The 14507-nt window shown below is 66.7% G+C and carries 17 protein-coding genes; 3 read left to right on the top strand and 14 right to left on the bottom strand.

What is annotated here, in order from left to right:
* Positions 1 to 85: 85 nt before the first annotated feature.
* From ACS0OT_RS07575 to surE, 4 genes are read right to left on the bottom strand one after another with little or no spacing between them, the layout of a single operon-like run.
* Positions 86 to 868: a peptidoglycan DD-metalloendopeptidase family protein gene (locus ACS0OT_RS07575; protein WP_005416034.1), complete on the bottom strand. Its 783-nt coding sequence runs from the start codon at positions 866 to 868 to the stop codon at positions 86 to 88.
* Complete coding sequence (locus tag ACS0OT_RS07570) at positions 865 to 1479, bottom strand: YqaA family protein (protein ID WP_005416033.1); 615 nt, start codon at positions 1477 to 1479, stop codon at positions 865 to 867. Before ACS0OT_RS07570 ends, ACS0OT_RS07575 begins: the two co-directional genes overlap by 4 nt.
* A gap of 18 nt (positions 1480 to 1497) precedes the next feature.
* Positions 1498 to 2175: a protein-L-isoaspartate(D-aspartate) O-methyltransferase gene (locus tag ACS0OT_RS07565; protein WP_005416032.1), complete on the bottom strand. Its 678-nt coding sequence runs from the start codon at positions 2173 to 2175 to the stop codon at positions 1498 to 1500.
* A complete protein-coding gene (gene surE / locus ACS0OT_RS07560; RefSeq protein ID WP_005416031.1) occupies positions 2172 to 2951 on the bottom strand; it encodes a 5'/3'-nucleotidase SurE in 780 nt (259 codons plus the stop codon). The genes ACS0OT_RS07565 and surE overlap by 4 nt, the downstream gene beginning before the upstream one ends.
* Positions 2952 to 3160: 209 nt before the next feature.
* On the opposite strand from surE, the gene ACS0OT_RS07555 reads away from it, so the two are divergent.
* Positions 3161 to 3700, top strand: coding sequence for a Smr/MutS family protein (locus ACS0OT_RS07555; protein WP_005409007.1), 540 nt, complete (start codon positions 3161 to 3163; stop codon positions 3698 to 3700).
* A gap of 71 nt (positions 3701 to 3771) precedes the next feature.
* Here ACS0OT_RS07555 and truD read toward each other — a convergent pair whose 3' ends face one another.
* The 10 genes from truD to ACS0OT_RS07505 all read right to left on the bottom strand — a co-directional run bounded on the left by truD (position 3772) and on the right by ACS0OT_RS07505 (position 11665).
* Positions 3772 to 4803 carry a tRNA pseudouridine(13) synthase TruD gene (gene truD, locus ACS0OT_RS07550; protein ID WP_065179303.1) on the bottom strand — a complete coding sequence of 344 codons (1032 nt, stop codon included), beginning with the start codon at positions 4801 to 4803 and terminating at the stop codon, positions 3772 to 3774.
* Positions 4800 to 5297 (bottom strand): 2-C-methyl-D-erythritol 2,4-cyclodiphosphate synthase, encoded by a 498-nt coding sequence (gene ispF / locus ACS0OT_RS07545; RefSeq protein WP_005409005.1) that lies wholly within the window; start codon positions 5295 to 5297, stop codon positions 4800 to 4802. The genes truD and ispF overlap by 4 nt, the downstream gene beginning before the upstream one ends.
* A gap of 34 nt (positions 5298 to 5331) precedes the next feature.
* Positions 5332 to 6030, bottom strand: a complete 699-nt coding sequence (gene ispD, locus ACS0OT_RS07540) for a 2-C-methyl-D-erythritol 4-phosphate cytidylyltransferase (protein ID WP_005416029.1) — start codon at positions 6028 to 6030, stop codon at positions 5332 to 5334.
* A complete protein-coding gene (ftsB, locus tag ACS0OT_RS07535; RefSeq protein WP_005416028.1) occupies positions 6027 to 6380 on the bottom strand; it encodes a cell division protein FtsB in 354 nt (117 codons plus the stop codon). Before ftsB ends, ispD begins: the two co-directional genes overlap by 4 nt.
* Positions 6381 to 6384: 4 nt before the next feature.
* The gene (eno, locus tag ACS0OT_RS07530) at positions 6385 to 7677 is read right to left on the bottom strand and encodes a phosphopyruvate hydratase (protein ID WP_053500065.1); all 1293 of its coding nucleotides are present in this window, start codon (positions 7675 to 7677) and stop codon (positions 6385 to 6387) included.
* A 96-nt stretch (positions 7678 to 7773) separates the two neighbouring features.
* Entirely contained in the window at positions 7774 to 8103 is a 330-nt protein-coding gene (locus ACS0OT_RS07525) for a hypothetical protein (RefSeq protein WP_053500063.1), read from the bottom strand.
* Positions 8103 to 8450 carry a hypothetical protein gene (locus ACS0OT_RS07520; RefSeq protein WP_065179304.1) on the bottom strand — a complete coding sequence of 116 codons (348 nt, stop codon included), beginning with the start codon at positions 8448 to 8450 and terminating at the stop codon, positions 8103 to 8105. The genes ACS0OT_RS07525 and ACS0OT_RS07520 overlap by 1 nt, the downstream gene beginning before the upstream one ends.
* Positions 8447 to 9277 (bottom strand): 3-deoxy-8-phosphooctulonate synthase, encoded by an 831-nt coding sequence (kdsA, locus tag ACS0OT_RS07515; protein ID WP_010485995.1) that lies wholly within the window; start codon positions 9275 to 9277, stop codon positions 8447 to 8449. Before kdsA ends, ACS0OT_RS07520 begins: the two co-directional genes overlap by 4 nt.
* 89 nt (positions 9278 to 9366) lie before the next feature.
* Positions 9367 to 11031: a CTP synthase gene (locus ACS0OT_RS07510; protein ID WP_005416023.1), complete on the bottom strand. Its 1665-nt coding sequence runs from the start codon at positions 11029 to 11031 to the stop codon at positions 9367 to 9369.
* A gap of 400 nt (positions 11032 to 11431) precedes the next feature.
* A complete protein-coding gene (locus ACS0OT_RS07505; protein WP_005416022.1) occupies positions 11432 to 11665 on the bottom strand; it encodes a hypothetical protein in 234 nt (77 codons plus the stop codon).
* A 170-nt stretch (positions 11666 to 11835) separates the two neighbouring features.
* On the opposite strand from ACS0OT_RS07505, the gene parE reads away from it, so the two are divergent.
* On the top strand, positions 11836 to 13725 hold the full coding sequence (gene parE / locus ACS0OT_RS07500) for a DNA topoisomerase IV subunit B (protein ID WP_005416021.1): 1890 nt from the start codon (positions 11836 to 11838) through the stop codon (positions 13723 to 13725).
* Positions 13726 to 13850: 125 nt separating this feature from the next.
* Positions 13851 to 14429 (top strand): GNAT family N-acetyltransferase, encoded by a 579-nt coding sequence (locus ACS0OT_RS07495; protein ID WP_065179306.1) that lies wholly within the window; start codon positions 13851 to 13853, stop codon positions 14427 to 14429.
* Positions 14430 to 14507 lie beyond the last annotated feature (78 nt).

Raw genomic sequence — 14507 nt, 5'->3', positions numbered from 1 at the left:
CGACCGCTCCGCAGTCGCTGAGTCGAGCACGGCTCTACAGGTCAGGAACGCCAGGCATGGCCCGGCACTCCCTGTTCCAACCGCGTCAACGTGCCGGCAGGTACTGCTGCGGATCGACCGGCTTGCCGTTGTAGCGAATCTCGAAGTGGACCATGTCGCGGTTCGCACCGGTGCGGCCCATTTCGGCGATCTGCTCGCCAGCCTTCACGCTCTGCCCTTCATTGACCAGGCGCTTGCGGTTGTGACCATAGGCGGACAGCCACTGGTCGCTGTGCTTGATGATGATCAGTTCGCCGTAGCCGACCAGGCCGGCACCGGAGTACACCACCACACCGTTGGCGGTTGCCTTGACCGGCTGGCCGCTGGTGCCGGCGATGTCGACGCCCTGCTTGGTCGCGTCACCGGCCACGTAGCGGCCGACGATCGCGCCATCGGCTGGCCAGCGCCAGGCGATGTTGCTCTTCACCGGCCCGACCGGCGCCGGGGCCGGCGCGGTGCTGCCGCCACTGCTGCCAGCCGAACGCGGCGGGGTGACCACCGTGGTCGGCGCACGGCCGCTGGTGGCCCCCTGCGGATACAGGCGGATCACCTGGCCGGGGTAGATGGTCGACGGGTTGTCCAGACGATTCCAGGCAATCAGGTCGGCCGGGGTGATGTCATGGATGCGGGCCAGCGCATAGATGGTGTCGCCCTTGCGCACCACCACGGTCTGCCCGGGCTTGGGTACCGAGGTCTTCGGCGTGGTCACGCCGCCAGCGTTGCCGCCGCCCGGGCGGACCACGGTGGCGGTACCGCAGGCGGCCAGTGTGGAAACCAGCAACGCCAGCGCGCCGATGCGCACTCCCTTGCTCAGACGATCAGGATTCATGCGAACTTCGACCTCCATACAAGCCAGGCGATCAGCACCACCACCAGCACGGTGGCGATCCAGCCCAGCGGTTCAATCCAGCGACGCAGCGCCGCTTCGGCACGCGCACCACCGATACGGATGACCGCGGCCAGCACGAACACGCGCTTGCCACGACCGATCAACATGCTCAACAGGTACTGCGGCATCGGTACGCCGACGATACCCGATGCCCACGTGAAGACCTTCATCGGGATCGGCATGAAGCCGCCCAGCACCAGGAAGGTGAACACCGCCCACGGCGATTCGGCCATCTTCGCCTGCACGGTGGTGATGCCCTGCTCGATCGCCGGAAGCATGCCCAGCGCCTCGAACACCGGCTTGATCGCCTCGAAAGCGTAATGACCCAGCGCGTAACCAACCAGCGCGCCGACCATCGAGCCCGCCAGGCTGAGGGTGGCGAACCACCAGCCACGCTTGGGCTGGGCCACGCACATCGGTGCCAGCATCACTTCCGGCATCACCGGGAAGATGATCGCTTCAAAGAAACTCAGTACCGTCAGGTAGGTCGGCGCGCGTTCGTGCGCCGCCCACTTCATCGCCCGCTCGTACAGCGGCCCGAAAATCTTCATGCAACCCTGCTCCGTGGATTAGTCGAGCATGCCAGACAGCAGCGGCACGAACGTAACCGGCGCCAGCACGCGTTGTTCGATGCTGCCATCGGGCTTGCGGTCCAGCTGCACCAGCGACTGTCCGCCCGGGCCACCCACCGGCGCCACCAGGCGCCCCCCTTCAGCCAGCTGCCCGACCAGTTCATCGACCAGTGCAGGCGCGGCGGCGGTGACCACGATGGCATCGAACGGACCGTGCTCGGCCCATCCGGCGCGACCGTCGTCATGCTTGGTGCGGATGTTCATGCCCAGTGCGCGGAAGCGCTTGCGTGCCTGCCGCAACAGGTCACCGATACGCTCCACGGTGTAGACCTCCAGGCCCAGCGCGCCCAGGATGGCGGCCTGGTAGCCCGAGCCGGTGCCGACTTCCAGTACGCGCTTCGGCGCGACCTGGAGCACCGCCTCGGTCATCCGGGCGACCACCCAGGGCTGCGAGATGGTCTGGCCATGGCCGATCGGCAGCGCGGTGTCCTCATAGGCACGCGAGGCCAGTGCTTCATCGATGAACAGATGGCGCGGCACAACCCGGATTGCGTTCAAGGTGGACTCGTCGACGATGCCAGCTTCGCGCAGGCGATCGACCAGACGGTCACGCACGCGCTGCGAGGTCATGCCGATGCCGACAGCTTCCGGCTGCAGTCGCAGGCGTGGACTCATGCCGGCCGGTCCAGCGCGGCGCTGAGGCCACCCACCCAGCTGGCCACTTTCTCCAGCGCCTGGTAGCGGGTCAGGTCCACCTGGATCGGGGTGATCGAGATGTGGCCGGTGCGCACCGCGTGGAAGTCGGTGCCCGGGCCGGAGTCCTGCTCGCGCCCGGCCGGGCCGATCCAGTACACCTCGTTGCCGCGCGGATCCTTCTGCGCGATGCAGCCTTCGGCACGATGGCGGTTGCCAAGGCGGGTGACCTCGAAGCCCTTGACCTCGCTCCAGGGCAGATCCGGCACGTTGACGTTGAGGATGGTGTCGGCCGGCAGCGGATCGGCCTTGAGCCGGGCCACGATCTCCACTGCGGCGCGCGCGGCGGTGTCGAAGTGCTTCGGATCGTGGTTGCGGGTAACCAGCGAGACCGCCACCGCCGGCAGGCCGAGGAAGCGGCCTTCCATCGCCGCCGAGACGGTGCCGGAATAGATCACGTCGTCGCCGAGGTTGGCGGCGTTGTTGATGCCTGACACGACGATGTCCGGCTCGAATTCAAGCAGACCGGTCAGCGCCAGGTGCACGCAGTCGGTCGGCGTGCCAGCCACCGAGACGGTGTAATGGTCGATGCGCTTGAGCCGGATCGGCAGGTCCAGGGTCAGCGAGTTGCTGGCACCGGAGCGATCGCGGTCGGGCGCGACCACCGTGACTTCGTGTCCGGCCTCGCGCAGGACCGAAGCAAGCATCCGGATGCCTGCGGCGTCGACACCATCGTCATTACTGACCAGGATTCGCATCTTCGATTTAACCGCTTGATTTTCCAAGAATTCGATTCCGTCACCGTGCAGTGTGGGCGGGACCGTCGTACTCCCCTGCGGAAGCCGTCGACCCTGCAAGGGCATCGTCTATTGTGCCGCATGCGAGCCGCCGGTCCTACCCTGCCGGCGGTCACGGCCGACATCGAACCGTCATAGGCAGACCCGCGCCGGCGGTTTACCCTGTGCGCATGTCGCACCCTGAAGACGAAGATCCGGCCGCGTTGTTCCGTGCGGCCATCGGTGAAGTGACGCCGCTGCGCAAGGATGCCGAACCGGCGCCTGCTGCGCCCCGGCCGAAGCCGCGCGCACGCATGGCCGAACGCGACGAGGCCGAAGCCGCGGGCGAGTTTGCGCGGCTGCTGCGCGACAGTACGCCGCTGGAAGCGGGCGACGTGGCCAGCTACCGCCGCGACAACCTGCCACCGCGCCTGTTCCAGCGTCTCAAGCGCGGCCAGTATTCGGTACAGGATGAGCTGGACCTGCACGGCGCCACCGCCGCGCAGGCGGAAACCCTGCTGCGCCAGTTCCTGCTGGAAGCGCATGCACACGAGTATGGCTGCGTGCGCATCATCCACGGCAAGGGCCTGCAGTCCGATGGCGGTGCACCGGTGCTGAAGAACCTGGTCGATCGCCTGCTGCGGCTGCGCAACGACGTGCTGGCGTTTCATTCGGCGCCGACCGGGCAAGGCGGCACCGGCGCGGTGCTGGTGTTGCTGGCGCGGCGTTGACAAAAAGGGGACGGAGGGAATTAAGTCGTTTGTGGCACAAACGACTTAATTCCCTCCGTCCCCTTTTTCTGTCAGGCCTGCGCGGCGTCTTCGACGGGGCCGAGTTCGTGCAGCACGGCGGTGGCGTAGCAGCCCGGCGGCAACGCGAACGAGAGTTCCAGTACATCACTGGCCAACCACTGATGCTGCAGCAACGCCGGGCGCAGGCGCAGCGCGCGGCGCTCCTGCTTCAGCCGTGCGTCTTCCAGGCCAGCGCGCAGCGCCTTCGATTCCTCGTCGTCCAGCGCGGCCAGCTCCAGCTCACGTGCAGCGTCGGCGCTGCGCAGCTCGCCTTCGCCCCACAGCGGCGCGCTGGGATGGATGTCGAAACGGGCCAGGCGCTCGGCCAGCACGTCGGTGTAGGGTTCGGGGCCGAACACGCTGCGGCTGCCATCGAGCATCCACACTTCACCGTCCAGCGGTTGATCCCAGTTGCCCTGCTCCACGCGCGCGGCGAGCACACGATTGAACAGCGCCGAGCGCGCGGCTGACAGCAGCAGCGAACGCTGGTCCTTGCGCATGCGGCGGCCACCGAACATCGCCAATGCCGCAGGCACGTTGCCGCCGTCGCGGCCGAAGCGCTGCTCGCCAAACCAGTTCGGCAGGCCGCGCCCGGCGATCTGCTGCAGGCGCTCGCTGATCGCCGCAGCATCGCCCTGCACCTCGCGCAGCACCAGCCTGAAGCGGTTGCCGGCCAGTGCACCACGCTGCAGCTTGCGGTTGTGCCAGGTCGCTTCGAGCACTTCGATCTCATCACTGGCCAGCTCGGCCAGATCCGGCGCGACGCGCTTGGGCAGGTGCACGCTGAAACGCTGGGTGGTGACCGCATGCCGATCCTTCATGCCGGCGTAGCTCACCGCCATTTCCGGCAGGCCCGCCCACTTGGCCAGCAGCTTGGCCACATGCACGGTGTTGGCGCCGCGCTTGCGGATGTGCAGCAACAGGTGCTCGCCTTCACCGGTGGCCTCGAAGGCCGGCAGTTCATCCACCTGGAAATCGTCCGGCGTGGTGCGGATGCGCGCCGTCAACAGCGGCGCACCAAACGCCAACGGCAGCGGGATCATGCCGCCACCAGCAACACGACCGCCTGCGCGGCGATGCCTTCGCCGCGGCCGGTGAAGCCCAGCTTCTCCGAGGTGGTCGCCTTGACGCTGACCGCGTCCAGCGGCAGCTGCAGCAACCCACCAATGCGCTCACGCATGGCCAGCGCATGCGGGCCCACCTTCGGCCGCTCGCAGATCACGGTGATGTCGGTGTTGCCAACGCGCCAGCCACGCTCGCGCAGCAGGCTGTCGCAATGGCGCACGAAATCGCTGCTGTCGGCGCCCTTCCAGCGATCATCGCTCGGCGGGAAATGCTGGCCGATATCGCCCAACGCCAGCGCACCGAGCATGGCATCGCACAGGGCGTGCAGGATCACGTCGCCGTCGCTGTGCGCCAGCACGCCGCAGCTGTGCGGCACGTTCACTCCGCCGAGCATGATGTGATCGCCTTCACCGAAGGCATGGACGTCGTAACCCTGGCCGATACGGACGGGCGGGAACGGTGCGGTGCTCATGGATGCAGCCCTTGCAGCAGGGCCGCGCGGGCAGTCAGCCGGCGCGGCGGGAAAGTACGAATTCGAACCGGTCCAGATCGGCCGGGGTGGTGACCTTGAAGTTGTCCTCGCTGCCTTCCACCAGCAGCGGGCGCTGGCCCTGGCGCTCCATGGCCATGGCCTCGTCGGTGACTTCAACACCGGCAGCGGCGGCGTCGGACAGCGCGCGGCTGAGCTGGTGGCGGCGGAACAGCTGTGGTGTCAGTGCACGCCACAGCCGCTCGCGCGGTTCAGTGCCATCGATGCCACCGTCGTCGCCCGCACGCTTGAGGGTGTCGCGCACCGGTGCAGCCAGGATCGCCCCGACCGGATCGGCACGACCGACTTCAAGCAGGCGGCCAAGATCGGCCAGCGACAGGTTGGGTCGCGCGGCGTCGTGAACCAGCACGAATTCGTCGGCGCGCACCGAGTCCGGCAGTGCCTGCAGCCCGGCCAGCACCGAGGCGGCACGGGTCGCGCCGCCGATGCAGGTCAGCACCGGTTTGCCGGCCCATTCGCTCCAGCCCGGCCAGTCGCCGTCGTCCTGGCCGATCACCACCATTGCGCCGGCCACGGCCGGATGCGCCAGCAGCGCGTCCAGGGTATGAGCGAGCAGGATCTGCCCGCCCGCCTGCAGGTACTGCTTGGGCAGCGGCGCACCAAAGCGGGCGCCACGGCCGGCAGCCGGAACCACCACCCAGATCGCCGCGCTCATGGCACGTCCGCCGGGTGATCGCCGGCCTGGACAGTGACGCCTGCAGCGGGCTGCGCCGGACGGACCGGCGCATCCTCGACCACGCGGTAGAACTTCTCACCGGGCTTGATCATGCCCAGCTCGCTGCGTGCGCGTTCCTCGATGGCGGACTGGCCTTCCTTGAGGTCCTTCACTTCGGCGGCCAGCGCGTCGTTGCGCTGCTGCAGACCCTCATTGTCCCGCTCCTGGTTGGCGACCTGGGCTTCGAGCATCATCACTTCACCCGAATTGCCCGGACCGAACCAGAAGCGGTACTGCAGCCAGCCCAGCAACAGGGCCAGCACCAGCAGCATCCAGCGCCAGTCGCGCATCGGCTCAGCGCTTCAGCGAAACGAACGCGTCACGACCGGCGTAACGCGCGCCGGCGCCGAGGGCTTCCTCGATGCGCAGCAGCTGGTTGTACTTGGCCACGCGATCGCTGCGGCACAGCGAGCCGGTCTTGATCTGGGTGGCGGTGGTAGCCACGGCGATGTCGGCGATGGTGGTGTCTTCGGTTTCGCCCGACCGGTGCGAGACCACGGCCGCATAGCCGGCGCGGTCGGCCATGGCGATCGCTTCCAGGGTTTCGCTGAGCGTGCCGATCTGGTTGACCTTGATCAGGATCGCGTTGGCGGTGCCCGAGTCGATGCCTTCCTGGAAGATCTTCGGGTTGGTCACGAACAGGTCGTCACCGACCAGCTGCACCTTCTTGCCGATGCGGTCGGTCAGCAGCTTCCAACCCGCCCAGTCGTTCTCGGCCAGGCCATCTTCAATCGTGATGATCGGGTACTGCGCGGCCCAGTCGGCGAGGAAGTCGACGAACTGCTCGGAAGTCAGGCGCTTGTTCTCGCCGACCAGATTGTACTTGCCGTTCTCGAAGAATTCGCTGGAAGCCACGTCCAGGCCCAGCAGCACGTCTTCACCGGCGGTGTAGCCGGCCTTGCCGATTGCTTCGAGGATGGTGTCCAGCGCTTCGACGTTGCTGCGGAAGTCCGGCGCGAAGCCGCCTTCGTCGCCCACCGCCGTGCTCAGGCCGTGGCCCTTCAGCACCGACTTCAGCGAATGGAAGATTTCGGTACCGGCGCGCAATGCTTCGGAGAACGAGGTGAAGCCGACCGGCAGCACCATGAACTCCTGGAAGTCGACGTTGTTGTCGGCATGCGCGCCGCCGTTGATGATGTTCATCATCGGCACCGGCAGCGACGGGGTCACGCCGGTCCGGGCAGCCAGGTACTGCCACAGCGCCTGCTTGCTGGATGCGGCGGCGGCGTGCGCGGCGGCCATCGAAACACCCAGCAGTGCGTTGGCGCCCAGCCGACCCTTGTTCTCGGTGCCGTCCAGATCGATCAGGCGACGGTCGAGGCCGGCCTGGTCGGTGGCTTCAAACCCCTTCAGCGCGGCGGCAATCGTGGTGTTGACGTTGTCAACGGCCTTGCGCACGCCCTTGCCCAGGTAACGGGTCTTGTCGCCGTCACGCAGCTCGACCGCTTCCTTGGTGCCGGTCGAGGCGCCTGAGGGAACCGCGGCGCGACCGAACGAGCCGTCCTCCAGGATGACTTCGGCTTCCAGCGTGGGATTGCCACGACTGTCGAGGATTTCACGGGCGTGGATGCTGCGGATCGTACTCATGGTCGGGCCGGTTACCTGTCTGGAGAGGGGGCGACAAAACGAATGCCGCGTGATTATCCCCGGCTGCCCGCCACTTGCCAAATGGCGTGGCCTGCATCAGCCCCAGCTCGACCCGATCACGATAAGGACCAGCGAGACCAGCATCACCAGCAATGCACCGGCAATCGCCGCAAGGATGGGGCCACGCCGCCGTCGCCAGGCCAACACCATCGCGACCGGGCTGCCGAGAAAGCACAGCACCATCGTGACCAGCGCGCCCAGCATCCACCACTGCGTGGCCTGCACGCCATTGTTTCCGTCCCCGGGCGGCCGGAAGCCGGCGGTGAAGGCCAGCACGCCCACCACCAGGGCCATCCAGGTCAACACGGACAGCGCCAGCGCGATCAGGCCCCAGGGCCAGCCGCGCGCCGATGGGGTCGTATTCATCAACGCCATCCGTAGAACAGGGTGCCGATCCACAGAGAAAGCAGGATGATCGCCAGCCCTGCCGGTACCTTGCCACGGTTCAATCGCCAGGCCAGCACAGCCGAAGCGACGCACCCTGCGCTGGCCAGCAGCTCTCCGACCACAAGCGCAATGAAATACGCCCGAAGATCGAGCGCGCTGCCGCCATCACCCGGTGGGCGCACTGACGCGGCGCCGATCAGCACCAGGCAGAACAAGCCCACGGTGAACACCGCGGACAGCCCCAGCGCGATCAGGCCCCACGGCCACTGTCTCCAGTGCCGGCGGCGGCGCTGGGTTTCCAGCGCCACCCACGGGTCACGACTCACGCGAAGCGCGAAAAGCCGTGCTTCTTGGTCACCGCGTCGAGTTCCATCAGGGTCTCGAGCAGGGCCTCCATCTGGTCCAGCGGCCACGCGTTGGGACCATCGGACAGCGCCTTTGACGGATCCGGATGGGTTTCGGCGAACAGGCCGGAGATGCCCACCGCCACCGCGGCACGGGCCAGCACCGGCACGTGCTCGCGCTGGCCGCCTGAGCTGGTGCCCTGCCCGCCCGGCAACTGCACCGAGTGGGTGGCGTCGAACACCACCGGGCAACCGGTCTCGCGCATCACCGCCAGCGAACGCATGTCGCTGACCAGGTTGTTGTAGCCGAAGCTGGCACCGCGCTCGCAGACCATGATCTGCTCGTTGCCGGTGGCCTTGGCCTTCTCCACGACCGGCTTCATGTCCCACGGCGCCAGGAACTGGCCCTTCTTGATGTTGACCGGCTTGCCGGCCGAGCACACCTTGCGGATGAAGTCGGTCTGGCGGACCAGGAACGCCGGGGTCTGCAGCACGTCCACCACCGAGGCCACTTCGTCCATCGGGGTGTATTCGTGGACGTCGGTCAGCACCGGCACGCCGATCTGCTTCTTCACTTCGGCCAGGACCTTCAGGCCCTCTTCCATGCCCGGGCCGCGGAATGCGGTACCCGAAGTGCGGTTGGCCTTGTCGAAGCTGGACTTGAAGATGAAATTGACGCCGAGCTTGTCGGTGATCTCCTTCAGCTTGCCGGCGGTATCGAGCTGCAGCTGCATCGACTCGATCACGCAGGGGCCGGCGATCAGGAACAGGGGCTGGTCCAGCCCGACCTCGAATCCACACAGTTTCATGGCGTTTCCTTGTTGTCCGCAGCACCGGACGGGCCGGTGCGCTGGGGGTTGAAGCATGCAGGATGGGGGCCGAAGCCCCCATTCACAAGTCAGGCGCGCGCTTCGGAAAGCAGCTTGCCGCCGGCCTTGCGCTCGCGCGCGGCACGGATGAAACCGATGAACAGCGGGTGGCCGTCACGCGGCGTGGACAGGAATTCCGGGTGCGCCTGGCAGGCCAGGAACCACGGGTGGGCATCGCGCGGCAGCTCGACCACTTCCACCAGGGTGTCGTCCATCGACTTGCCGGCGATCACCAGGCCCGCATCTTCCAGCTGGGTGCGGTAACGGTTGTTGAACTCGTAGCGGTGGCGGTGGCGCTCGGCGACCACGTCCTTGCCGTACAGCTCGCGGGCCAGCGTGCCCGGCTTCAGGCGTTGTTCCTGCAGGCCCAGGCGCATGGTGCCGCCGAGGTCGCTCTTGTCGTCACGCTTCTCGACATCGCCGCTGGCGGTGCGCCATTCGGTGATCAGGCCGATCACCGGGTTCGGCGACTGGCGGTCGTTCTCGGTGCTGTTGGCACCTTCCAGGCCGACCACGTTGCGCGCGTAGTCGACCACGGCCGCCTGCATGCCATAGCAGATGCCGAAGTACGGCACCTGCTGCTCGCGGGCGAACTTCGAGGTCAGCACCTTGCCTTCGAAACCACGGTCACCGAAGCCACCCGGCACCAGGATGCCGTCGACATCGGCCAGCGCGGCCATGTCGGTGCCTTCCAGGTCCTGCGCTTCCAGCCACTTCAGGTTGACCTTGGTGCGCTGGCGCAGGCCACCGTGCTTCAGTGCTTCGCCGACCGACTTGTAGGCATCCTGGTGATCGACGTACTTGCCGACCACGGCGATGGTCACTTCGTCCAGCGGGTGCAGGGTCGCATCGACCGCGTCTTCCCACATCGACAGGTCGACCGGACCGGCCTTGTCGGCCAGCTTCAGCTGGTTCACCACGATTTCGTCCAGGCCCTGTGCATGCAGGCCAGACGGGATGCGGTACAGCACGTCCACGTCCGGCACGCTGATCACCGCACGCTCGGAAACGTTGGTGAACTGGGCGATCTTGCGGCGCTCCGAATCCGGCACCGCCTGCTCGGAGCGGCACAGCAGGACGTCCGGCTGGATGCCGATCGAGCGCAGTTCCTTCACCGAGTGCTGGGTCGGCTTGGTCTTCAGCTCGCCGGCGGCGCCGATGTACGGCACCAGGGTGAGGTGCATGAACAGCGCCTTCTCCGGGCCACGTTCGGTGCGCACCTGGCGGATCGCCTCCAGGAACGGCAGCGACTCGATGTCGCCAACGGTGCCGCCGATCTCGACCAGTGCCACGTCATAGCCTTCGGTGGCTTCGTCGATGCAGCGACGGATCTCGTCGGTGATGTGCGGAATGACCTGCACGGTCGCGCCCAGGTAGTCGCCGCGGCGCTCCTTGCGGATCACGTTCTCGTAGATGCGGCCGGTGGTGACCGAGTTCTTGCGGCTGAGGCGGGTGCGCACGAAGCGCTCGTAGTGGCCCAGGTCGAGGTCGGTCTCGGCGCCGTCGTCGGTGACATAGACCTCACCGTGCTGGAACGGACTCATGGTGCCCGGGTCGACGTTGATGTACGGGTCGAGCTTCATCATCGTGACCTTCAGGCCACGGGCTTCGAGAATGGCGGCCAGCGACGCGGCGGCAATGCCTTTGCCGAGCGAGGACACCACGCCGCCGGTTACGAAAATCAAGGGAGTCATGGCTGCAAGCATCCTGTCTGGAAATGGAAAACGGCAGCACCACGCGCACCCGGAGGGCGGGCATGGTGCTCAGAGGGGGTTTTCCGGTTCGCTGTGGCAGCGAGGGAGGTGCGGATCCGTGCGGCGGCAGGCGCCGGACGGGAACCATCGTGCGAGGTCGGGGCGACCGTGCCGGTCAAATCGACCGTCACCTGCGACCCGCCATGCTGGAAGCCACGCTTGGCCGCTCCAGCCCATTCGCAAAGGGTGGACACGCACTTACTCCCGGAAAGCCATAGTTTACAGATTGATGGCCGCCAACCCAAGGGGCTTGTGCGGCCGATCCAACAAAAAACGCCCCGCTCGGCGGGGCGTTTCGGTGCGCAACCCTTGTCGCAAGGGCGCCTGGCAGGTTGCGGGATCAGCGCTTCTTGCGCGCTTCCTCTTCCTCTTCCTGCTGCGGGGCCGGCTGGCCCTGCGCCTTCATTTCGGCATTGGCCTGGGCCCGACGCTTGGCCTTGGCATCGGCCTCGGCCTGCGCCTTGTCGGCCTGGTCACCCTGCTGCGGGGCCGGCTGGCCGGCGTTCTGCGCCACCACCAGCGGCACTGCAACGGCGGCAGCGGCCAGGATCGCAATGGTCAGCAACTTCTTCATGAGGTCCTCCTCGCGGTATGGCTTGGACGTTCAGACCCAACGGGCCGCCGGCGTTCAGATTCCAGCGAGGGCTATTTTACCTCCTCTGCGCCGCCGAGACTGAACCGCAGGCGTGCAAATTCCCGTGCCAGACCCCACACTTGCCCGTCGCTCCAAGCTTTCGAAGACAGATGAACGCCCGCTATAACGCCGCCGATATTGAAGTCCTGTCCGGCCTTGACCCGGTCAAGCGCCGTCCCGGCATGTATACCGACACCGCGCGCCCGAACCACCTGGCGCAGGAAGTGATCGACAACTCGGTGGACGAAGCCCTCGCCGGTCACGCCCGTTCGATCGAGATCACCCTGTACAAGGATGGCAGCGTGGAGGTCAGCGATGACGGCCGCGGCATGCCAGTGGACATTCATCCGGAGGAGAAGATCCCGGGTGTCGAGCTGATCCTCACGCGCCTGCACGCGGGCGGCAAGTTCAGCAACAACAACTACACCTTCTCCGGCGGCCTGCACGGCGTCGGCGTCAGCGTGGTCAATGCGCTGTCGACCCTGGTGGAAGTGCACATCAAGCGCGACGGCGCCGAACACCGCATCACCTTCCGCAACGGCGACCGTGCCACGCCGCTGGAAGTGGTCGGCAGCGTCGGCAAGAAGAACACCGGTACCCGCGTGCGCTTCTGGCCGGACCCGAAGTACTTCGATACGCCGAAGTTCGCGGTGCGCGCGCTCAAGCACCTGCTGCGCGCCAAGGCCGTGCTGTGCCCGGGCCTGACCGTGAAGCTGACCGATGAAGCCACCGGTGAAGTCGATACCTGGTACTACGAAGACGGCCTGCGCGATTACCTGAAGCTGGAGCTGGGCGAGCGCGAATCGCTGCCGGCCGACCTGTTCGTTGGCAACCTGAAGAAGGACACCGAGGTAGTTGACTGGGCCGTGGCCTGGCTGCCGGAAGGCGAGCTGGTGCAGGAAAGCTACGTCAACCTGATTCCCACCGCGCAGCACGGCACCCATGTCAACGGCCTGCGCACCGGCCTGACCGAAGCGCTGCGCGAGTTCTGCGACTTCCGCAACCTGCTGCCGCGTGGCGTCAAGCTGGCCCCGGAAGACGTGTGGGACCGCGTGTCGTTCGTGCTGTCGCTGAAGATGACCGACCCACAGTTCAGCGGCCAGACGAAGGAGCGCCTGTCCTCGCGCCAGGCCGCCGGTTTCGTCGAAGGTGCCGCCCATGATGCGTTCAGCCTGCTACTGAACCAGAACGTGGAACTGGGCGAGAAGATCGCGCAGATCGCCATCGAGCGTGCCAGCGCGCGCCTGAAGACCGAGAAGCTGGTCGTCCGCAAGAAGATCACCCAGGGCCCGGCCCTGCCCGGCAAGTTGGCAGACTGCATCAGCCAGGACCTGTCGCGCACCGAGCTGTTCCTGGTGGAAGGTGACTCGGCAGGCGGCAGCGCCAAGCAGGCTCGCGACAAGGATTTCCAGGCGATCATGCCGCTGCGTGGCAAGATCCTGAACACCTGGGAAGTCTCGTCCAACAGCGTGCTGGCCTCGGAGGAAGTACACAACCTGGCCATCGCCATCGGCTGCGACCCCGGCAAGGACGACATCAGCGGCCTGCGCTACGGCAAGGTGATCATCCTGGCCGACGCGGACTCCGACGGCCTGCACATCGCAACGCTGCTGACCGCGCTGTTCCTGAAGCACTTCCCGGCACTGGTCGATGCCGGCCATGTGTTCGTGGCGATGCCGCCGCTGTTCCGCATCGATGTGGGCAAGCAGGTGTTCTATGCCCTGGACGAGGAAGAAAAGCGCTCGATGCTGGACAAGATCGAGCGCGAGAAGATCAAGGGCGCCATCAACGTCACCCGCTTCAAGGGCCTGGGCGAGATGAACCCGCCACAGCTGCGCGAGTCGACCATCCACCCGGATACGCGCCGCCTGGTCCAGCTGACCGTGGACGATGGCGAGCAGACCCGCTCGCTGATGGACATGCTGCTGGCCAAGAAGCGCGCGTCCGACCGCAAGGGCTGGCTGGAGTCGAAGGGCGACCTGGCTTCGCTGGAAGTCTGATCCCTCGCGGGGTCGGATCCGTTTCCCGCCGGGAAAGGGATCCGACCCATCCGCCCCGGGCATGCCGCCCCCATCGGCAAACCCGGCGGCGCCATAATGCGCGTCCATCCGCGTGGACCACCGTATTGGCCAGCCACTCGCTGCTGTTCCCCGACCTGCCGCTGCACAGCGCACGGCTGGTCCTGAGCCCGATCCGCCGTGACGACGCCGCCGCGCTGTTCGCGCTGCAGTCCAATCCCGACGTGATGCGCTGGTGGAATCATCCGGCCTGGACGCGACAGGCCGAGGCGCGCGAACAGATCGACGATGATCTCGCCGCCCATGCCATCGGTACCCAGCTGAAGCTGGCCGTGCGCGAATCGCTGGAAGGTCCACTGCTGGGCATCTGCGTGGTGTTTGCAGTGGACCGCACTGCAGCCCGCGCCGAGATCGGCTACCTGCTGGCACCCGATCGCCAGGGCCAGGGCTACATGCACGAGGCCCTGCAGCAGGTACTGGCCTACCTGTTCGGCACCCTCCACCTGCATCGCGTGGAAGCCGAGATCGACCCGCGCAACGCACCCTCCGCGCACGTGCTCGAACGCCTGGGCTTCCGCCGCGAGGGAGTGCTGCGCCAGCGCTGGCGCATCCAGGGGGAACTGGCCGACTCGGCCGTCTATGGCCTGCTTGCCGATGACAAAGCGGCAACCGCCCTGTCCGCTTGACCCAAGCTGGCCAATAGCGGCCGCAACGCACGGCCATGCCTTTGGACACATACGACATGGGCCGCCACCGGCCTAGCA

Origin of the sequence: Stenotrophomonas maltophilia group sp. RY12688, assembly GCF_052149045.1 — a bacterium.
Taxonomy (GTDB): domain Bacteria; phylum Pseudomonadota; class Gammaproteobacteria; order Xanthomonadales; family Xanthomonadaceae; genus Stenotrophomonas; species Stenotrophomonas sepilia.
This window is presented reverse-complemented; position numbering and strand designations above follow the sequence as displayed.